Source organism: Hwangdonia sp., from assembly GCF_048381975.1.
GTDB lineage: Bacteria > Bacteroidota > Bacteroidia > Flavobacteriales > Flavobacteriaceae > Hwangdonia > Hwangdonia seohaensis.
Genome location: NZ_JBLWYT010000002.1, coordinates 112,949 through 132,773 on the forward strand (window position 1 = coordinate 112,949; position 19,825 = coordinate 132,773).

General features: G+C 36.3%; 19 protein-coding genes. 12 read left to right on the forward strand and 7 right to left on the reverse strand.

What is annotated here, in order from left to right; genetic code table 11:
- The first annotated feature begins 36 nt into the window (after positions 1-36).
- From ACN5J7_RS04275 to ACN5J7_RS04320, 10 genes are all read left to right on the forward strand, one after another.
- Positions 37-438, forward strand: a complete 402-nt coding sequence (locus ACN5J7_RS04275) for an HYC_CC_PP family protein (RefSeq protein WP_418602942.1) — start codon at positions 37-39, stop codon at positions 436-438.
- A 114-nt stretch (positions 439-552) separates the two neighbouring features.
- Positions 553-2,790 (forward strand): TonB-dependent receptor, encoded by a 2,238-nt coding sequence (locus ACN5J7_RS04280; protein ID WP_418602944.1) that lies wholly within the window; start codon positions 553-555, stop codon positions 2,788-2,790.
- A 147-nt stretch (positions 2,791-2,937) separates the two neighbouring features.
- Positions 2,938-3,315: a heavy-metal-associated domain-containing protein gene (locus ACN5J7_RS04285; RefSeq protein WP_418602945.1), complete on the forward strand. Its 378-nt coding sequence runs from the start codon at positions 2,938-2,940 to the stop codon at positions 3,313-3,315.
- A 581-nt stretch (positions 3,316-3,896) separates the two neighbouring features.
- Positions 3,897-4,325 carry a hypothetical protein gene (locus tag ACN5J7_RS04290; protein WP_418602946.1) on the forward strand — a complete coding sequence of 143 codons (429 nt, stop codon included), beginning with the start codon at positions 3,897-3,899 and terminating at the stop codon, positions 4,323-4,325.
- A gap of 289 nt (positions 4,326-4,614) precedes the next feature.
- Positions 4,615-5,049 carry a carboxypeptidase-like regulatory domain-containing protein gene (locus ACN5J7_RS04295; protein WP_418602947.1) on the forward strand — a complete coding sequence of 145 codons (435 nt, stop codon included), beginning with the start codon at positions 4,615-4,617 and terminating at the stop codon, positions 5,047-5,049.
- A 33-nt stretch (positions 5,050-5,082) separates the two neighbouring features.
- A complete protein-coding gene (locus ACN5J7_RS04300) occupies positions 5,083-6,093 on the forward strand; it encodes a transglutaminase domain-containing protein (protein WP_418602948.1) in 1,011 nt (336 codons plus the stop codon).
- A gap of 95 nt (positions 6,094-6,188) precedes the next feature.
- Positions 6,189-6,974, forward strand: a complete 786-nt coding sequence (locus ACN5J7_RS04305; protein WP_418602950.1) for an alpha/beta hydrolase — start codon at positions 6,189-6,191, stop codon at positions 6,972-6,974.
- Positions 6,971-8,377, forward strand: a complete 1,407-nt coding sequence (locus ACN5J7_RS04310; protein ID WP_418602952.1) for a leucyl aminopeptidase family protein — start codon at positions 6,971-6,973, stop codon at positions 8,375-8,377. The genes ACN5J7_RS04305 and ACN5J7_RS04310 overlap by 4 nt, the downstream gene beginning before the upstream one ends.
- Positions 8,378-8,382: 5 nt before the next feature.
- Complete coding sequence (locus ACN5J7_RS04315; protein ID WP_418602953.1) at positions 8,383-9,585, forward strand: ATP-grasp domain-containing protein; 1,203 nt, start codon at positions 8,383-8,385, stop codon at positions 9,583-9,585.
- Between the two features lie 109 nt (positions 9,586-9,694).
- Positions 9,695-10,819 (forward strand): WD40/YVTN/BNR-like repeat-containing protein, encoded by a 1,125-nt coding sequence (locus ACN5J7_RS04320; RefSeq protein WP_418602954.1) that lies wholly within the window; start codon positions 9,695-9,697, stop codon positions 10,817-10,819.
- A gap of 134 nt (positions 10,820-10,953) precedes the next feature.
- Here ACN5J7_RS04320 and ACN5J7_RS04325 read toward each other — a convergent pair whose 3' ends face one another.
- The 7 genes from ACN5J7_RS04325 to ACN5J7_RS04355 all read right to left on the reverse strand — a co-directional run bounded on the left by ACN5J7_RS04325 (position 10,954) and on the right by ACN5J7_RS04355 (position 18,030).
- Entirely contained in the window at positions 10,954-11,409 is a 456-nt protein-coding gene (locus ACN5J7_RS04325; RefSeq protein ID WP_418602955.1) for a sensor of ECF-type sigma factor, read from the reverse strand.
- 15 nt (positions 11,410-11,424) lie between these two features.
- A complete protein-coding gene (locus ACN5J7_RS04330; protein WP_311941007.1) occupies positions 11,425-11,934 on the reverse strand; it encodes a hypothetical protein in 510 nt (169 codons plus the stop codon).
- A 33-nt stretch (positions 11,935-11,967) separates the two neighbouring features.
- Positions 11,968-12,510, reverse strand: coding sequence for an RNA polymerase sigma factor (locus ACN5J7_RS04335; RefSeq protein WP_311941011.1), 543 nt, complete (start codon positions 12,508-12,510; stop codon positions 11,968-11,970).
- A gap of 297 nt (positions 12,511-12,807) precedes the next feature.
- Positions 12,808-14,664: an ABC transporter ATP-binding protein gene (locus ACN5J7_RS04340; protein WP_311941014.1), complete on the reverse strand. Its 1,857-nt coding sequence runs from the start codon at positions 14,662-14,664 to the stop codon at positions 12,808-12,810.
- The gene (locus tag ACN5J7_RS04345) at positions 14,664-16,394 is read right to left on the reverse strand and encodes a phospho-sugar mutase (RefSeq protein ID WP_311941017.1); all 1,731 of its coding nucleotides are present in this window, start codon (positions 16,392-16,394) and stop codon (positions 14,664-14,666) included. The genes ACN5J7_RS04340 and ACN5J7_RS04345 overlap by 1 nt, the downstream gene beginning before the upstream one ends.
- A 113-nt stretch (positions 16,395-16,507) precedes the next feature.
- A complete protein-coding gene (locus tag ACN5J7_RS04350; RefSeq protein WP_311941020.1) occupies positions 16,508-17,458 on the reverse strand; it encodes a glycosyltransferase family 2 protein in 951 nt (316 codons plus the stop codon).
- A 41-nt stretch (positions 17,459-17,499) separates the two neighbouring features.
- Entirely contained in the window at positions 17,500-18,030 is a 531-nt protein-coding gene (locus tag ACN5J7_RS04355) for a DUF4199 domain-containing protein (RefSeq protein WP_311941024.1), read from the reverse strand.
- 158 nt (positions 18,031-18,188) lie between these two features.
- Here ACN5J7_RS04355 and ACN5J7_RS04360 point away from each other — a divergent pair, with 158 nt between their 5' ends.
- Together ACN5J7_RS04360 and ACN5J7_RS04365 are read left to right on the forward strand one after the other, a co-directional pair.
- On the forward strand, positions 18,189-18,440 hold the full coding sequence (locus tag ACN5J7_RS04360; protein WP_311941027.1) for a type B 50S ribosomal protein L31: 252 nt from the start codon (positions 18,189-18,191) through the stop codon (positions 18,438-18,440).
- Between the two features lie 165 nt (positions 18,441-18,605).
- The gene (locus ACN5J7_RS04365; RefSeq protein WP_418602956.1) at positions 18,606-19,781 is read left to right on the forward strand and encodes a GlmU family protein; all 1,176 of its coding nucleotides are present in this window, start codon (positions 18,606-18,608) and stop codon (positions 19,779-19,781) included.
- Positions 19,782-19,825 lie beyond the last annotated feature (44 nt).

Below are 19,825 nucleotides of genomic sequence, written 5' to 3' on the forward strand. Positions count from 1 at the left end.
AGGGCGAATAATTTTAAGTTTTTGTATTTTGGCACTGTGATAAAACAGATTTTGCATAAAAGCTTTTCCATGCTACTAGCATTTTTAGTGTTGTTTTCAACGGTATCCTTTACTATTGAGAAGCACTTTTGTGGCGATGTTTTAGTTGATGTTGCCATTTTTGTTGAAGCTGAAAAATGCGAAATGGAAGCTTTCGAGATTCAGCAAAAAATGACTTGCTGTAAAGACGAAATAAAGGTGATTAAAGGGCAAGACCAATTAAATGTGTCTACGTTTGATGATTTGGAGTTCGAACACCAACAATTTTTAGCATCCTTTGTTTATTCATTCACCAATCTTTTCAAAACACTTGAAAAAGAGATTGTGCCCCATAAAGATTATGCGCCACCCATTCTGGTCTCAGACATACAGGTGCTTAATGATACTTTCCTGATTTGATTTATTATTTTTTGTAATTCCTGCGTGCCATACTGAATTTGTTGAAGTGACGGCAGGAACCTAATCGCACATTACAATTAATAAAACATCAAAATTTTACAATATTTCTAATTAATGAAACAAATAATATATATACTGTTTATGCTTCCTATACTCAGCTTTTCGCAAGACAAAATAAGCGGATTTATTATGGAAGCAAACGATAAAAACGAGCCTATAGGATTAGCCGGCGCTAACGTATATTGGCTCGATACCTCGGTTGGTGCGGTAACCGATATAGATGGAAGATTCACTATACCTTATAAAAAAGAATACACCAAATTAGTAATAAGTTATGTGGGTTTTAAAACCGACACCATTACCATTAGCAAACCTAAAATGGTGCGTCATTGGCTGCAGTCTACAGATAATTTAGATGCCGTAACGGTAACCTCCAGAAAGCAGGCCACATCAAAATCGTACATGCAAGCCACTAACGTTTTTACGGTGAGTAGCGACGAACTGCTTAAAGCGGCGTGCTGTAATTTGTCTGAGAGTTTTGAAACCAGCCCGTCCATCGACGTTAATTTTGCCGATGCCGTTTCGGGTACCCGACAAATAAAAATGCTGGGTTTAACGAGTCCGTATATTTTAATAGCGACCGAAAACATACCATCTATTCGCGGTGCATCGCAAGCCTTTGGGATGAGTTTTATACCCGGAACTTGGGTGGAGAGCATTCAAATTACCAAAGGTGCCGGAAGTGCCGTTAATGGTTTCGAGAGTATTGCAGGTCAAATAAATGCAGAATTGGTGAAACCAACAACCGATGCTAAGTTATTTGTAAACGCATACGCCAATGCCAACGGACGCTTGGAATTAAACACTCATTTAAACACGGCCATAAACGAGAAATGGAGTACAGGCCTCTATTTACACGGAAATCTTAGAGACGCAAAGCACGATAATAATAACGATACCTTTTTGGATATGCCTTTGCAGGAGCAGATTAACATCATGAACCGATGGCAATATACCGATACCGAAAAGGGCTTTGTAACCTTTGTAAATCTAAAGTTTTTAAATGATGAAAAACAAACGGGACAAGTCAATTTCAATCCTAAAACCGATAAGGGCACAACCAACGCTTGGGGCAGCCAAATTGATACGCGACGTTACGAAATATCCACAAAATTTGGATATGTAAACCCAGAATTGCCGTGGCAAAATATTGGGGTGCAAACGGCTTATAGCAACCACAGACAAGAATCGTATTTTGGTTTAAATCAATACGATATTACGCATAATAGCTTGTACGCCAATGCCATTTATAGTTCCATTATTAGCGATTCCAGACATAAAATTAAAACCGGCATCAGCTATACCTACGATCATTACGACGAGTTTGTAAATACAAATGATTACGAAAGAACCGAGCGTTCGGTGGGTTCATTTTTCGAGTATAATTTTGACAATCTCGACAAGCTGAACCTAACGGCCGGAATTCGTGTGGACAACCATAATTTAATGGGCACTTTTATTACGCCTAGATTTCATGCACGATACACGCCTTGGGAAAAATCGGCGTTACGGGCGTCGTTCGGTCGCGGTATTCGCAGCGCCAATATTTTTGCCGAAAACCAGAGTATATTTTCAACCTCGCGATCCATTAATATTTTAAATACCGACGGTGATATTTATGGATTGGACCCGGAAATTGCATGGAATTATGGCCTGTCTTTTTTACAAGGATTTAATCTTTTTAACAGAAAAGCCGATATTACTTTAGATTATTACCGCACCGATTTTCAAAACCAAGTGGTGGTAGATTTTGAAAACCCGCAGGAAGTCAATTTCTATAATTTAGATGGCGATAGTTATGCCAATAGCTTTCAAGTTGAATGGAATTATAATGTGTTTGAGCATTTCGATTTACGATTGGCGTACAAATATTACGATGTTAAAACCGACTATAATTCCGGTAAATTATCAAAACCGTTAGTGCCAACCAATCGTTTTTTTGCCAATGCCTCTTATGAAACGCACATGCTCGAAAATGGTTCGCAATGGAAATTTGATGCTACATTTAATTGGTTGGGCGAACAGCGCTTTTCATCAACCGTGGGTAATCCTGCACCATATCGATTACCTGAAAACACACCAACCCTTGGTACGTTAAATGCGCAAATAACCAAAGTATTTTCTCCTAAATTTGAAGTATATTTAGGCGGTGAAAACATAACAAACGTAAAACAAGATAATCCCATTTTAGGAGCGAACGATCCTTTTGGTTCAAATTTTGATACAACTTTTGTGTATGGCCCCATATTTGGAGCAAGTTATTATGCCGGATTGCGGTTTAAAATAGAATAATCAGTCATTTCCTCGAAGGAGGGAATCTTATAAATGGAACTAATATATAAACCTGTCATGCTGAGCGCAGTCGAAGCATCTTATTAAAAAAAACAGATAAATAATAAATGAGATTCCCGTCTTCACGGGAATGAAAAAAACTTAATTATGAAAAAAATAATGATTTTAGCACTTATGCTAATTGGAACAACAACCTTTGCACAAAACAAAAACCAAAAAGCCTCCATAGAAGTCGATGGCGTTTGTATGATGTGTAAAAACCGCATTGAAAAAGCCTGCTTAACCTCAAAGGGTGTAAAGTCTGCCGATTGGAACGTGAAGACCCACGAGTTAAAATTGATTTACGATGCCCGTAAAACCGATTTAAAAACCATACAGCAAACCATTGCCGATGTGGGGCACGATACCAAAGAAATAAAAGCATCCGACGAGGCCTATGCCAAAGTGCACGCATGTTGTAAATACCGCGACGATGATGTGATTGATGACCATAAAGAAGACGGTGAAGAAAAACCTAAAAATTAGAAAATTTTATTATCAAAACCCAAACAATTTGTTTGGGTTTTGTGTGTGTTTTGGCTTTATGATAAAAAAGGATGTTTTCGTTTAGCTCCCTGATATAAATAATCAATATTATAACCGTAAGGAACATTGCCTACAATATGAAAAAAATTCTCGATAGCCGAAAATATAATTTAATCGGTATTTGTATCGGAACCATAATTGCGTGGATAATTGCAATGCGGACTGACTTACCAGCGAGCTCTAATCACGGCGGATTTATTCCGCTAATTTACCCACCCTTCATCGGAATATTAGCTTTTACAGGTTATTTGATTAGTAGATTGATAACAAAAAAGTATAATTGGATAATAAGCTTAATTGGAATAGTTTATATGCTGCATTTTGCAATTGACTTTAATCTAAGCTATGCTTAAAAAGAATAACTAATTGGACAATTCTTAAAAAGCTATTTGTTGGTCTATCTGACTTGATGCTTGGTTTTTCAGGAAACCTCAGTTACCTTCGTTTAACCTCGGATATGTGTAATTTCAATTCAATTTACAGCCGTTTTAGAATCATTGAAATGCAGTTAAAAAAAAACTATGAAACTGATTATAGCTATTTCTTTCTTAATTTCTAATTTAACAGCATTCTCACAGTCGAATAAAATGGTTGGTGATTATTACCGAACGCTCGGTAGTGCAGAGACCCACATAATTGAATATAAACTGGTTTTAAACCAAAATGGAATTTTCTTATTTCATTCTTATTCAAATAACAAACAGGGCATTCCGTCTGAGGTAAATAAATACGGAAAGGGAAAATGGAAAGTGGAGAAAAATGTTGTTTCCTTTTTCACGGACAAAGAAAATGATATTGATGAAAAACACACTTTAGACTTTAATGGCTCTAAAGCAAGGTTTATATCCAAATCGCCCAGGGACAAAACCGACAGAATAGTCGAAACTAATTTACAGTTTTTTGAATCGAAAATCTTTTGGATTGAAAGGTTGAAAATTTTAAAAGAATAAAAATGTATTTCAATACCGTAGGATAATAATTGTTTGGTTTTGCTATTCAGAAAGTTTTATGGTTTTCTTCTGAATACGTTCCGTTTCAAGTAATTTGGTTGCTAAACCACACAGCTACCTTAAAAAAGCACTTCAAAATTCAAACACAAACCACTGAATTTTAAACAAGTAATTGTCCTTCATTTCAAAATTTAGTATCTTTACTCAGTCAAATCGTTTATTCACTCAATATAACTTTCATGGCAATCTTTCTTAGGATAGATTTGATGAAAACAAAATATTTATAATTATGAAAACACAGTTGAAATTCACACAGAAAAAAGCGTATCGCACCTTAGGTTTTGTCGCCATTTTTATGATGGCCACATTGGCATTTAATCCAATTTACGGACAAACAAAAAATGCGACTTCAACCGAAACCCCGCAAAACGAGCGCATCGTTAAAGGCATAATCACCAATGATGAAGGGCCTGTAGAGAGCGCAAGTATAACCTTAAAAGGTACTAAAGTAGGAACGGTGTCTAACAGCAAAGGCGAATTTACATTTCCGCAAGTACTTAAAACAGGCGATGTTTTGCTTATCAACTATTTGGGTTACGAAACCATTGCCATAAAAATTAAAGACGATACCTCGTTTATCAGACCGGTATTAAGCGAAGATTTAATTGAATTCGTAGGGGCTTTAAACACTAATAAACCTTATAAATCCAAACGCTCAAATTAGTAATTGCCACTTGATAGCCTTGTTTAAATGAAAATGATACGCTGTTTATTTTTGTTCATTTTTGTATTCCAATCCCATGCTCAAATTTCTGATTTTGATCCTATTGATTTTAAAAAAGCAGATAGAATAGCGTTGGAGTACAAAAATGAAAGGCTTGATAATTTACCCGAATTGGTACATAAACTCACCTCGAATTTAAATACCGATGTTGAACGTTTCAGGGCAATTTTTACTTGGGTTTGCAATAACATTGCCAACGATTACGGCATGTATTCCAAAAACATGCGAAAGCGCCAACGTTTTAAAAACGATAGTGTTAAGCTTGAAAACTGGAACACCGAATTTAGAAAAGCGACCCTTAAAAAACTCCTAAAAAACAATAGGACTATTTGTACGGGGTACGCTTATCTTTTAAAAGAGCTTGCAGATTTAGCCAATATAGAATGCGAAATGGTGCATGGTTTTGCAAAAACAAGTACGATAAACATTGCATCGCTCGACATGCCAAACCACACTTGGAATGCGGTTAAATTAAACGGCAAATGGTACCTTTGCGATCCCACTTGGGCAAGCGGTATTCCCAACCCGTCAACTTTTCAGTTTACATTTCATTATAACGATGGTTTCTTTTTGGCCAATCCCAAACTGTTTGTTATCGATCATTTTCCGGTCGACAAAAAATGGCTGCTTTTAGATGATACCGACACAGCTTCATTTGAAACATTTTTAGAATCGCCTATAATTTACGGTCAGGCTTATGCGAATCTCAACAGCCATATTCATCCTAAAAAGATGCATAACACCATTCAGAAAAACGAAAAAATCACCTTTGAGTTTCAACTTCTTAAACCAGCAAATGTTAAAGATGTTACACTTTTAATTGATAGCGGCCATAACAGCAAGAAAATCCATCCGGAATCTACTTTTATAAAAAACGAATCCTTAATATTCGAATATAAATTCAAGCACACAGGCTTTTACGATGTACATTTTTTAATTGGTGAAGATTTAATTTCCACTTATACATTTAAAGTAAAAAGCTAAAACGGCATAAATACTGCTTTATTTAGTTGAAATATTTCGATGTAAATTTTTATAGCATATAATAGCGTAAAAATGTATTTTCGCTTTTTAAAATTATGAAAATGACAATGACTGAGTTTGAGCCTATTATAGAAGTTATAGAAGAGGCTTACGAAGTACCACACTTAAATGCCACTAGAAAAATTTCGGCATTATTGCCACACGATTATTACCAAACCGATAAAAAGTATCCGGTTTTATATCTTCAAGATGGGCAAAACCTATTTAATCCATCGGCCAAATATGGCGATTGGGCAATAGATAAATCGATGGCAAAATTAGCCGAAGAAGGGCTGAGCGATATTATAATTATAGCCATAGACCACGGCGAAGAGGAGCGTATTGTTGAATACTTACCGTATTATCATCCACGTTTTGGTAAAGGCAAAGGGAATTTTTACATACAATTTATGATTGATAAATTAATTCCTTACATTAACAAGCATTACCGTACGTTAACCGATTTTGAGCATACGGGTATTGGCGGGAGCTCTATGGGTGGCTTGATAAGTTTGCACGCCGGTTTATCAAATCCCGGGGTTTTTGGTAAAATGATGATTTTTTCACCCAGTTTATGGATTTCGAGAATGATTTTTAACAACACCAAAACCTTTACGCCGTTAAACGAATCTAAAATTTATTTGTATGCTGGCGGACAAGAAAGCAAAGAGCATTTACCAAATGCTAGAATGCTGGAAACCATTATTAAAAACAAAATGGTAAAAGGGCATGCTATAGATTTTCATTTTTCGTTGAACGAATTGGGTAACCATTCCGAAGTGCACTGGCGCGAAGAATTCCCCAAAGCTGTAAAATGGCTTTTCTTTAATAAAAAAACATGATATATAAACACACACAGAGTTTAGATACAAAAAAGGATATCATAATTCCTTGTAAAAAAGGAAACCTAAAACGTCTGGCAGAATTCACGTCCATAAAAAACCTTGATTTTGAAGGCGATTTATCTACCTATCAACTCATTTATGGCGATGCCGGAAATAGAATTTATCTTTTGGGATTGGGCGAAGAGAAAGATGCCATAAAGATTGAGGACGCCTTTAGAAAGTTGGCTTTCGAAACCAAAAAGCATTGGAAAAAAAACATTCAGGTTGATGCGCAATCATTATCTGAAGATGCCATAAAACAAGCTGTTATCGGTTTGGAATTATCCAATTATGAAATCGGTCAGTTTAAATCAGAAAAGAAAAAGCAAGCCGAATTAGTAGTCAATTTCATTTCAAAAAATGATATCGAAAATCAACTTAAAGAGGGCAAATATACGGGCGAAACCACCAATCAAATAAAAGCTTTGGTTGATGCGCCGGCAAATTATAAAACACCAGAATTTTTAGGGGAATGGGCTACTAAATCCGCTAAAACATACGGTTATAAATGCACCGTTTTACACCAAAACGAGCTTAAAAAACAAGGCTTCGACGCGGTAATTGCTGTGGGCCAGGGCAGTGTTAATCCCCCGGTGGTCATCGTTACGGAATACATTACAAAGCCAAATGCCAAAATAGATATTGGTTTGGTGGGCAAGGGCATCACCTTTGATACGGGCGGGTTATCCATAAAACCATCCACCAATTTGCACTATATGAAAAGCGATATGGGTGGGGCAGCCGTGGTTTTAGGTGTTGTTGAGTTGGTGGCAAAATTAAAATTGGATGTTAATATTGTCGGTATTGTCGCTTCCGCGGAAAATGCGGTTGATAAAAACAGTTACAGACCGGGCGATGTGATAAACTCGTATTCGGGCAAGACAATCGAAATTATTGATACCGATGCCGAAGGGCGTTTGGTATTAGCCGATGGATTGAGTTATTTAATAAAGGAATTCCAACCTGAAAAAATCATCGATATCGCCACTTTAACAGGCAGTGTGGTGCGAACTTTGGCGTTTTCTGCAGCGGGAATGTTTACCAATAATACCGAAATGGCAAAAACCATGTCGGATATCGGATTTAAAACCAACGAGCGCGTGTGGCAATTGCCATTGTTTGAAGATTTTGAAGCCGATTTACACTCAGATATTGCAGATTTGCGTAACTTTAGTGGTAAACCCATCGCGGGGGCCATAAATGCCGCAAAATTTCTAGAGGCATTTACCGAGTCTCATAAAAATTGGATGCATTTGGATATTGCAGGTGTATCGTTTGGAGATTCGCCCTATTCAAAAATGAAAAGTGCTTCGGGCTTTGGTGTTCAATTAATTACCAGTTATGTAAAAACTTTAAACTAAAAAACATGTCTACACAGCCACTTAATTTCATTTGTATTTCCACTTACTTTAAGGGTGAAGATTTTTTAAAACGATGCAAAGCCGAGGGCAACCATGTGTATTTGTTAACCATGAAAAAGCTGGAACATGAAAATTGGCCATGGGAAGCGATAGATGATGTGTTTTATGTTGAAAATTGGAATGATAACGATGTTATTAAAGGGTTGGCGTACAAATACAGAAGCATCAAGTTTGACCGCTTTGTGGCATTAGACGATTTTGATGTTGAAAATGTAGCCGCCATACGCGAGCATTTCAGAATGCCGGGAATGGGCAGTACCACGGCGCGCTATTTTAGAGATAAATTGGCCATGCGTATCAAAGCAAAAGAAGAAGGGATAAATGTGCCTGAGTTTACAGCCTTGTTTAATGATGGCGCCATAAATAATTACGCCGATAATGTTAGTCCGCCTTGGTTGTTAAAACCACGCTCGGAAGCATCGGCAGCAGGTATAAAAAAAATACATTCTAAAGACGAGCTTTGGGAAGTAGTGCATAGTTTGGGCGATGAACGCGACGATTTTTTAATTGAAAAATTTGCTCCGGGCGATGTGTATCATGTCGATGGATTAAATGTTGACGGGAAAGTCCTTTTTTCTCGGGTAAGCAAATATTTAGATACGCCTTTTGAGGTTGCCCACGGGGGCGGTATTTTTAGGTCGGCCACTTGTGAAATGGGGTCGAAAACGGAAAAAGCATTAAGCAAAATGAATGCAGAAGTTATGAAAGCTTTTGGGATGCAGTTTGGCGCATCGCATACCGAGTTTATTGCATCAAAAGCCACGGGCGAGTTGTTTTTTTTGGAGACATCGTCAAGAGTTGGTGGTGCTAATTTAGCAGAAATGGTGGCCTTTGCCTCGGGTGTTAATTTATGGAGCGAATGGGCCAAAATAGAATCGGATACTTTAAAAAAACAAACCTATAGATTGCCAAAAATCCATGATAAATATGCTGGCATTGTGGTGTCTTTAAGTCGATATGAGCATCCCGATACCTCTAGTTTTTCCGATAAGGAAATTGTGTGGCGTATGAATAAACCATGGCATATTGGACTTATTGTGGTGTCGGAATCAAGCGAGCGTGTTTTAGAATTGTTGGATCTGTACACTACCCGTATTGCCAATGAGTTTCATGCGAGTTTGCCAGCACCGGACAGTTTAAGGGAATAGTCGGTTTTTAGCCGTTTTTGGATGTAATCGCCATTAATCAAATAAAAAATTATTAAAAGCTTCGTGTTTGTTTACGGAGCTTTTCTATTTTTATGGAAATCTATTTAAAATGAAACGTATCGCATTTGTATTAGTCGTTATTGTGTTTTTTTCTTGTAAGCAGGAAGATAAGTTTGTTCCTAGAAATATTTCTAAAGTTGAAATTAATCATCTTTTGGAAGATTCTTTATTGAATGTTAGGGCTTTGGAAATTATGAATGATACTGTTTTAATATTTCCTTTTGATAGATATACTGTTTATAGTAATGATATAGGTTACGATGAAGGGTTTTGGGTTGATACAGTTCATAGTACTTATCCCATTATGAATGAAGAGGTAGATACATTAAATGGAATTGGTAAAATTGAATCAAAACAGATTAGATCAATCGCATCAAACTATAATTCATTGTTTCTTCTTAATATAGAATCTCCTGCGTTTATTAATAAAATAAAACTTGATACAGTTTTACATGCAAATTTAAGATTACAAAAAGTGATCATGGTTGATGATAGCCCCAAAGCCTTTTACGACTCCATGGATTTTTGGAACGACAAAGAAGGCATTGCCATTGGCGATCCAACCGAGGGTTGCATGAGTATTATCATCACACGCGATGGCGGCGAAACATGGACAAAACTATCTTGTGACGATTTGCCAAAATCTAAAGATGGCGAAGCGGCTTTTGCTGCAAGCGATACCAATATTGCCATAGTTGACGATAACACTTGGGTGGCCACAGGAGGAAAGGCAAGCAGGGTTTTATATTCGCCAGATAAAGGTAAAACCTGGACCGTTTTTGAAACACCTATTGTTCAAGGATTGGAAACTACGGGTATGTATTCTATCGACTTTTATGATGAACTCACTGGGTTTGCTATTGGTGGTGATTACACCAAACCAGACGATAACGCTGCCAATAAAATAAGAACAGCCGATGGCGGAAAAACTTGGGAGCTGGTGGCGCAAAACCAAAATCCCGGATACCGAAGCTGTGTGCAATACATCCCAAACGGTAGAGGGAAAGAGCTCGTTGCCATTGGTTTTAAAGGAATTGATTACAGTAACGATTATGGAAGTACGTGGAAGCGTTTAAGCGATGAAGGCTTTTACACCATCAGGTTTTTAAACGATAGTGTGGCTTATGCCGCTGGCGCAGGCAGGATTTCTAAGCTCACGTTTAGGGAGGAATGAATCTGTCTAAAAAAGTCTTTTTGGATTGTATCTGCCAGGTTGAGCTTGTCGAAACCAATCTTGATTATCAGTAAGTCAAAATATTTCGACAAGCTCAATATGACATAGAATTAGACTTTTCAGATAGCGGCATTCTAATTTCTGCTTTTACCTTCTTGTCTTCTTTTTTTAAATTGCTCAAATAGTTTTCTTTTAAAGCTTTCTTCAGCAATTTGCAATAACAGTATTTTTTTAGGGGAAATTATGGTTTTTAGTTTGCTGGCTAATTTAACACGTTCGTTGTGCAAACTGTTTTCAGCTTTATATAACCTATCTAATAATTCCTGGGATTTTTCATCCGTGAGCGTTTCATGATTGTCTTTAATTTCTTTGCGAATACTTCTAATGTCTTGATGTTTTAACTTATAAACATTATCGTCGTAAGCATTATATATGGGCCAAAACTGTTGCGCTTCCTTTTCGGTTAAGTATAATTTTTCAGTAATATGCGCTACTTTAAGTGCTTTAATATGCTCTCTTCTTTCGTTTCCTTGAGAAAAGGCAGTTAATGTTAAACTTGCGAAAAGCATTGTTATTATAATTTTTTTCATGCTTGTTTTATATCTTTATTCTATTAATAAATCTTCAATGTCTGCGTTATCCAACAAATAATCTTCTAATGAATCTTCTGTGATATTGGTGTTTGTAAAAGCCTCCGAATTTAATTCTTCTTCAGTTAATAAGGTGGCTAGCTCGTAACTTGTAAAATCTTCTTCAGCTAAATAATTTTCGATGGATGCGGTTTCTAACGAATCGAAGGTCAGTTCTTCAGAAGTATTAAAAACAAGGTTAAACATAAGTATGATACTTGCCGCTACCGCTGAGGCATACGCCACTTTTTTCCATGTAAATAACGAGATGACTTTGGTGTCTCTTTGATTTTTAACCGCATTTAAAATGGTGTCATCAATCGTTTCAAAATAATCGTTTGGCACTTTAAAGCCCGTTGTTTTAATACCATCCAATTTATTGGAAGTTTTTAACTTAGCTAAAAGCTCGTCATCAAAAGACTCAAAGTAGTTATCTGGCGTTTTAAAGCCTGAAGATTTTATATTATGTAAATTCTTGTTTTTCATGGTATTAATTGGACTAATTTATACTTAAAAGGTTTAATTTTTAGTTAAATAGTCTTCTATTTTTTTAACGGCAATATGATAGGATGCTTTTAGTGCTCCTTCGCTGGTTTCCAATATATGTGCCATGTCTTTATATTTAATATCCTCAAAATACTTCATATTAAAAACCAATTGTTGTTTGTGCGGTAGCGTCGCAATGGCTTGTTGCAATTTTAACTGAATGGCATCGCCCTCAAAATAAACATCGGTGGTTAAATTGTTTATAGCTATTTGCTGCACCTCTTCACTTGTTACCTGTAATCGTTTTGCATTTTTATTGATGAACGTAATGGACTCGTTTGTGGCTATTCTGTACATCCAAGAAAACAGTTTGCTTTCCCCCTTAAAGTTATTAATATTTTTATAAATTTTTATGAACGTGTTTTGCAGCACATCATCGGCATCATCGTGCGATTTAACAATGTTTCGAATATGCCAATATAAGCGTTCCTTATAAAGTGTCAGCAAGGTTTTAAAAGCCTGCTCTTTATAGGTGTCAGATTTCAATTGTTCTAATAACTGTGCGTCGTCAATCAAAGAAAATAGTTTGGTTTTTAGACTATTAAATATAATAAAAGTTTAATGTGAATTTTTTTAATATTTTCTTAAGATTTTAAAGTACTGATAGTCAATTGTTTGTCTTGAAAAATATCGATAAAGTGTATTGTTAATACGATTAAATGCAGTTTTTTCTTGTGTAGTCTGTTTTTTTACTTTATGTTTGTACCAGAAACCTACTTATGTTGCTAGTTTGTCCCCAAGTCTAGCAATGAATAAAAAAAGGATAGAAGCCCCAAATCTCTATCCTTTTTTGTTTTTTATATGTCTGTGCTTTTATTCAAAGCTCTGCATTTCCACTAATTTTTTATAAGTCCCATTTTTAGCAATGAGTTCGTTATGCTGTCCTTTTTCATCAATTTGACCTTTCTTTAAAACCACAATTTCATCGGCATTTTGAATGGTTGATAATCGGTGAGCGATAACGATGGATGTTCTGTTTTTCATCATGTTTTCCAAAGCGACTTGCACCAAGCGTTCGCTTTCGGTGTCCAGTGCCGATGTGGCTTCGTCTAAAACCATAATTGGTGGACTTTTTAATACCGCACGGGCAATACTTAAACGTTGTTTTTGTCCGCCGGAAAGCTTGTTTCCGGAATCGCCAATATTGGTATTGATACCTTCGGGTAAATCTTTAACAAACTCCCAAGCGTTTGCCACTTTTAGCGCTTCAATGATGTCTTCGTCCGTGGCATCGTCGTTGCCCAATTTCATATTATTTTTTATGCTTTCGTTAAACAAAATGGCGTCTTGGGTTACAATGCCCAATTGCGCACGTAAAGAGCCCGTTGTTAAGTCGCGAATATCTATGCCATCAATTAAAATTTGTCCTTTATTTACATCGTAAAAACGGGTAATTAGGTTGGCTATGGTCGATTTTCCGCTACCAGACTGCCCAACAAGCGCGACGGTTTTTCCTTTGGGAATGGTTAAGGAAAAATCCTTTAAAACATAGTCGTCTTGATATTTAAAAGAAATATTGTCAAATTTAATTTCCGAATCGAAACTGGTTTTTTCAATAGCATTTTCTTTATCCTTTAAAGGATTTGGCGTGTCGATGATTTCTTGAATACGTTCCGCGGCAGCGCCACCTTTTTTAATGTTGTAAAGCGCTCTTGAAATGGCTTTTGCCGGTGTTAATATATTGTAAGACAGCCCCATGTAAACGAGAAATGTACTGCCGTCTAATTCAGAATCGCCAGTAAGCACCAAATTACCACCGTACCATAAAATAACGGCAATCATAAGAATGCCCAAGAATTCGCTACTTGGTGATGCTAAATTTTGACGGTTGAGCAACTTGTTTGAAAAATGGTAGAATCGCGTAGTGGATTCCTGAAATTGTTGGTTGAATTTTTCTTCAGCATTAAAACCTTTAATGATGCGTAGTCCCGTAAGTGTTTCTTCCAAAGCAGACAGAAATATACCCTGTTCTTTTTGAACACGATCTGATTTTCGTTTTAAACTTTTACCGATTTTTGAAATGATAAAGCCCATTACTGGGATGAAAATAAAAATAAACAAGGTGAGCTGCGGACTAATATACAGCATAATCGTGATGGTGAAAATAATGGTTAAAGGCTCTCTAACAATAAGCTCTAAAACCGATAAAAACGAATATTGCAAATCTAAAACATCACTGGTTACACGCGATAATATATCGCCTTTTCGTTGCTCGGAGAAATATGATAGCGGTAATTCTACCGTTTTTTTATAAACTTTATTTCTAATGTCCCTTATAACGCCATTTCTTAGGAATACTAAAAAATAATTGGCTAAATAGCCAAAAATATTTTTTAATAAAAACATAACAACTATCAATCCCACCACAAAAATCAATGCTTTCGAATCGTCTCCGCCGGTAAACTGGTGCATGTTGTAGGCTAACAAATTTTCAACATAATCGTCAATTTGCATTAAACCGGTATAAACGGGCTCGGTAGGAGCCATTTGCGCGATGGGTTGCCCTAAATCATCAAGAGGGTCTTTCTTGAAAATAACATCGAGCATGGGCTTTAATGCTACAAATGACAGGGTGCCAAATAAAGCAAAAAACACATTAGAAATAATGTGTCCTATGGCATAACGCTTATAAGGTTTTGCGTATTTTAGAATATTTATAAAGTGATTCATTAACTCAATTTCATGTCTTTTACAATCGCTGCTATTTTTTTGTCGAGTTGCGCTTCTACGGTTTTATACTCCGAAGCTGAATTTAAAGTGGTGTTAACACTCATATAAAATTTTATTTTTGGCTCCGTACCACTTGGTCTTAGTGCCACTTGGGTACCATCTTCGGTATAATAAATAAGCACATTTGATTTTGGGATATCAATAGGGCTTTCTTCTCCAGTAACCATATTTTTTGAAACCGATAATTGGTAGTCTTCAATTTTAGTTACTTTCGAGCCGTTAACTTCGGTTAGCGGGTTTTCGCGCGCATCAATCATCATTTGCTTTATTTCCTCGGCACCTTCAATTCCTTTTTTGGTCAATGCGATTAGGTGTTCTTTATAGAAGCCGTGTTCAACGTACAAGTCTATTAACTCTTTATAAACCGAACTGCCACTTGCATTGGCCTGAGCAGCAATTTCGCAAGCTAAAAGCGTTGAGGTTACCGCATCTTTGTCGCGTACAAAATCGCCCACCATGTAGCCAAAACTTTCTTCGCCACCACCAATAAAATTGAGGTCTTTGTTTTCGTGGATTAACTGAGCAATCCATTTAAAACCGGTAAGTACAATTTTACTCTCTACATTATACGATGCCGCAAGGGTGCTTAACAAAGGCGTTGAAACTATGGTAGAGGCAATAAATTCCTTTCCTGTAATTTTGCCTTGTTTTTTCCATTGTTTCAAAAGGAACTGCGTCATCATTAACATGGTTTGATTTCCGTTAAGCAATTGCAATTCGTTTTTTGTGTTGCGCACGGCAATGCCCAATCTGTCGCAATCTGGATCGGTACCAATAACAATATCGGCGTTAACTTTTTCGGCTAATTCCAAGGCCATTTTTAATGCCGCAGGTTCTTCTGGGTTTGGTGATGCTACGGTTGGGAAATCGCCATTTGGTACTTCCTGCTCCTTTACAATATGCACGTTTTTATAACCCGCACGTTTTAAGGTTTCTGGCACTGCCGTAATTGACGTGCCATGAAGTGAGGTAAACACAATGGTTAAATCGTCTTTCGCGGCTTGCGATGTGTTAAAACTTCCGTTGCTTACCGAAGCATTAATAAATGCATCATCAACCTCTTTTCCTATATATTCGATTAAATCGTTATTGGCTTTAAATTTAATGTCGGCATAATCTAAACTTTCTATCTCATTAATAATGGCATTGTCGTGCGGTGGTACTAATTGTCCGCCATCTTGCCAATATACTTTGTAGCCGTTGTATTCCGGTGGATTGTGCGATGCTGTTAGCACGATACCACAGTGGCAGTTTAAGTATCTTAAAGCGAATGATAATTCTGGAGTTGCTCTTAAGTCCTCAAATAAATAGACTTTTATGCCGTTGGCCGAAAACACATCGGCCACTACTTTTGCCAACGATTTGCTATTATGTCTGCAATCGTAAGCAATTACGGCTTTTGGCGTTTCGTTAGGGAAAGATTTATGTAAATAATCACTTAAGCCTTGCGTGTTTTTTCCGAGGGTATATTTGTTGATTCTGTTGGTGCCAACACCCATAATACCACGCATTCCTCCAGTACCGAATTCTAAATTTTTATAAAAACTTTCTTGAATATCCTTTGGATTATTGGCGATGCTATCTTTGATGGTTTGCTGCGTTTCTTCATCGAAAGTTGGAGTTAACCACGAGTTTATTCTGTCTAAAATTTCTGGTTTAATGTGAATCATCTTTAAGCATTGATTAGTTGACAAACGCTAAAATAAGCATTTCGTTAGTTAGTTTATTGTTTTAAATTTAAGAAATATAATTTTTATAATTATAATAATTCAGCTCTAATATTTTAATTAAAATTCAATTCGTCTTTAATTAAATAGCGTTTTTTATTTTGCTTGGTACGTAAAATAATTTCGCCTAAAAAACCAGCAACAAAAAACTGGGTGCCAATTATCATTGTAGAAAGTGCTAGGTAAAATTGGGGGCGTTGGGTAATGAGTCGGCCCATGGGGTTTAAAAACAATTTGTCTATGCCTAAATAAATGGCAAAGCCAAAGCCAATGGCAAACATAATAAACCCTAAGGCACCAAATAAATGCATGGGGCGTTTACCAAAGCGCGACAAAAACCAAATGGTTATTAAATCTAAAAAACCGTGTACAAACCGGTTCATTCCAAATTTGGTTTCGCCATACTTTCTGGCTTGATGCTGAACTATTTTTTCGCCAATTTTTGAAAATCCTGCGTTTTTGGAAAGCACGGGGATATAGCGGTGCATTTCGCCATTAACATCAATGTTTTTTACAACATCCAGTTTGTAGGCCTTAAGACCGCAATTAAAATCGTTCAATTTTACACCCGAGGTTTTTCTGGCGGCCCAATTGAATAATTTTGACGGTAAATTTTTTGCTAACACCGAATCGTAGCGTTTCTTTTTCCAGCCCGAAACCAAATCGAAACCATCGTTTACAATCATATTGTACAGCTCGGGAATTTCATCTGGATTATCTTGTAAATCGGCATCCATGGTAATAACCACATCGCCTTGGGCTTTTTCAAAACCTGCGTGCAATGCTTGAGATTTTCCGAAGTTTTTTAAAAACCGAATGCCTTTTACTTGGTTATTTTGGTTAGATAGCTGGCTGATAATTTGCCAAGAATCATCGGTACTGCCATCGTCGATAAAAATGATTTCATACGAAAAATGATTGGACTGCATAACTTTAGCAATCCAATCATTTAATTCTGTTAGAGATTCTTGTTCGTTAAGTAGTGGTATAACTACAGATATATTCATTTATAAATTTCAAAATTATTTTCACTTCAAAAATACTGAAATTATGCTTCGTCTGGATTATTTTTTTTAACAACCAAAGCCACAATTAATCCAACAAGACTATAGCCAATAAGCTGAAATGCCAAAGATTGCAAAACCTTGCCCATGGCAAACATGCTTTCATCGGCTTCCATTTTTTCTACGGTTTCGGCAATAGCTTCTTCCGGTGCGCCAAAATTACGCATCATTTCAACAGTTGAATCCAATATTTTTTCTTTTAAAGCGACTGCTGCATCCGGGTCAATAAAATTAAAAATTAAAATACTCACCACGGTACTTATAGCTAAACCTAATGCTACTGTAATAAAATATGAAGTAAAAGCTTCTTTATAACTTATAAACCCGTTTAAAGCACCTCTGGATTTCATTGAAGATATAATCCCGAAAATGATAATTATAATGAGCATGCCAATACCAAACCACCATTTAGTAAATAAATCGAGGTTTACATAACCCAATAAGGTTAATAGCGATAAGACAATACCTAAATACAAACCGTAATTTGTAGCAACAGATTTAATAGATTTTTCCATAATATTTTGTTTAATTTGTTAGTTGATTAGTTAGTATTCAAAGATAACAAAACGTTACATTTTTAATACGAATAAAAAATATTAAAAAGTATTGTGCATTTGTAAAAAATGCGTAAATTTGCAGCTCGAAAATTATAAAGAATAAAAAGCGTTTAGCGATGAGAAAAGGTATACATCCAGAAAATTATAGATTAGTAGCATTTAAAGACATGTCTAACGATGATGTGTTTTTAACTAAATCTACTGCAGTTACTAATGAAACTTTAGAGGTTGATGGCGTAGAATATCCGCTTGTAAAAATGGAGATTTCAAGAACATCTCACCCATACTATACCGGTAAATCTAAATTGATAGATACTGCTGGTCGTATTGATAAATTTAAAAACAAATACGCTAAGTTTAAAAAATAAATTTAGCCGAATACATATTTAAAAGCCTTTCAAAATTGTTGAAAGGCTTTTTTTGTGCGCATAGGTGTTCTCGAACACAACGATAAGCTACTGTTTTACTAGGTAAAATGAGATACAACTTTTTGATGTAATGTTTATATTTGGCGTCTAAAAAATAAATTAAAGATGAACTACATTCTATTTGATGGTCCTTCGCGTATTAATTTATTACCGTTTACCTTTACAAGGCCTGTTGCAGATATTAGAGTAGGTATTTTAACCATTCGCGAAAAATGGGAAACCTATTTGGGCTCAACAATAACAACGGTAACCGAAGATTATTTGTCGGATAAATACCCGATGGTGGAAATGGACGAGAATGTTATGATAAACGCCTCCTATCTGCCAAACGAGACCTTAGTGTATCTGGTTGAAAATTTAAAGGAAAACCAAGCTATTTTTGATGGTGAATCCGTGGTTGCCTTTTATGCCAAAGATACCCAAGAAGATATAGATTTTGATACATACGAATCTGTTGAGCTTAATAGCGATGTTATAAAAATAGAGCACACTTGGGATATTTTTTCTAAAAACGGAGAAGCTATTCAAGAGGATTTTAACATAGTTACAAAAAACAGGAAATCCCAACCCATTTCGTCTACAAACAACATTGTGGCACCTGAACATATTTTTATAGAAGAAGGTGCCACCGTAGAATTTGCAACCCTTAACGCAAGCCTTGGACCCATATATATAGGTAAAGATGCTGTAATTATGGAAGGGGCACTTATTCGCGGTCCGTTGGCATTGTGCGATAGGGCCGGAATAAAAATGGGCACCAAAATTTATGGACCAACAACCATTGGACCTTGTAGTAGAGTAGGCGGGGAAATTAAAAATTCCGTGATTTTTCAAAACTCCAATAAAGGGCACGAAGGTTATTTGGGAAACTCGGTAATAGGTGAGTGGTGTAATTTAGGCGCCGACACCAATAACTCCAATCTTAAAAATAATTATGCCGAAGTACGCCTGTGGGATTACGAAACGGAAGGCTTTGCGAAAACCGGATTACAGTTTTGCGGACTCATGATGGGCGACCATAGTAAATGTGGCATAAACACCATGTTTAACACAGGAACCGTTGTTGGCGTTAACGCCAATATTTACGGTAGTGGTTTCCCAAGAAATTTTATTCCGAGTTTCAGTTGGGGCGGAAATGCCGGTTTTATAACTTATAAGCTTCCTAAAGCTATTGAAGTTGCCAAAGTGGTTATAAGTAGAAAAAATTTAGAATTCACGGAAAAAGACGAAGCCATATTCGAAAACATTTTCGAAGAAACCAAAAAGTTCAGAAGAGATTAGTATAGTAATATACTGAAGTGGTGACTAGCTCTCAATAGGTTTAA

Bases quoted from the DNA above. Each gene is read 5' to 3' on its own strand.
- ACN5J7_RS04310 (WP_418602952.1), top strand. From the start codon at position 6,971: ATGATATATAAACACACACAGAGTTTAGATACAAAAAAGGATATCATA.
- ACN5J7_RS04320 (WP_418602954.1), top strand. From the start codon at position 9,695: ATGAAACGTATCGCATTTGTATTAGTCGTTATTGTGTTTTTTTCTTGT.
- ACN5J7_RS04350 (WP_311941020.1), bottom strand. From the start codon at position 17,458: ATGAATATATCTGTAGTTATACCACTACTTAACGAACAAGAATCTCTA.
- ACN5J7_RS04360 (WP_311941027.1), top strand. From the start codon at position 18,189: ATGAGAAAAGGTATACATCCAGAAAATTATAGATTAGTAGCATTTAAA.
- ACN5J7_RS04315 (WP_418602953.1), top strand. From the start codon at position 8,383: ATGTCTACACAGCCACTTAATTTCATTTGTATTTCCACTTACTTTAAG.
- ACN5J7_RS04325 (WP_418602955.1), bottom strand. From the start codon at position 11,409: ATGAAAAAAATTATAATAACAATGCTTTTCGCAAGTTTAACATTAACT.
- ACN5J7_RS04300 (WP_418602948.1), top strand. From the start codon at position 5,083: ATGATACGCTGTTTATTTTTGTTCATTTTTGTATTCCAATCCCATGCT.
- ACN5J7_RS04280 (WP_418602944.1), top strand. From the start codon at position 553: ATGAAACAAATAATATATATACTGTTTATGCTTCCTATACTCAGCTTT.
- ACN5J7_RS04305 (WP_418602950.1), top strand. From the start codon at position 6,189: ATGAAAATGACAATGACTGAGTTTGAGCCTATTATAGAAGTTATAGAA.
- ACN5J7_RS04330 (WP_311941007.1), bottom strand. From the start codon at position 11,934: ATGAAAAACAAGAATTTACATAATATAAAATCTTCAGGCTTTAAAACG.
- ACN5J7_RS04295 (WP_418602947.1), top strand. From the start codon at position 4,615: ATGAAAACACAGTTGAAATTCACACAGAAAAAAGCGTATCGCACCTTA.
- ACN5J7_RS04285 (WP_418602945.1), top strand. From the start codon at position 2,938: ATGAAAAAAATAATGATTTTAGCACTTATGCTAATTGGAACAACAACC.
- ACN5J7_RS04290 (WP_418602946.1), top strand. From the start codon at position 3,897: ATGAAACTGATTATAGCTATTTCTTTCTTAATTTCTAATTTAACAGCA.
- ACN5J7_RS04345 (WP_311941017.1), bottom strand. From the start codon at position 16,394: ATGATTCACATTAAACCAGAAATTTTAGACAGAATAAACTCGTGGTTA.
- ACN5J7_RS04365 (WP_418602956.1), top strand. From the start codon at position 18,606: ATGAACTACATTCTATTTGATGGTCCTTCGCGTATTAATTTATTACCG.
- ACN5J7_RS04340 (WP_311941014.1), bottom strand. From the start codon at position 14,664: ATGAATCACTTTATAAATATTCTAAAATACGCAAAACCTTATAAGCGT.
- ACN5J7_RS04355 (WP_311941024.1), bottom strand. From the start codon at position 18,030: ATGGAAAAATCTATTAAATCTGTTGCTACAAATTACGGTTTGTATTTA.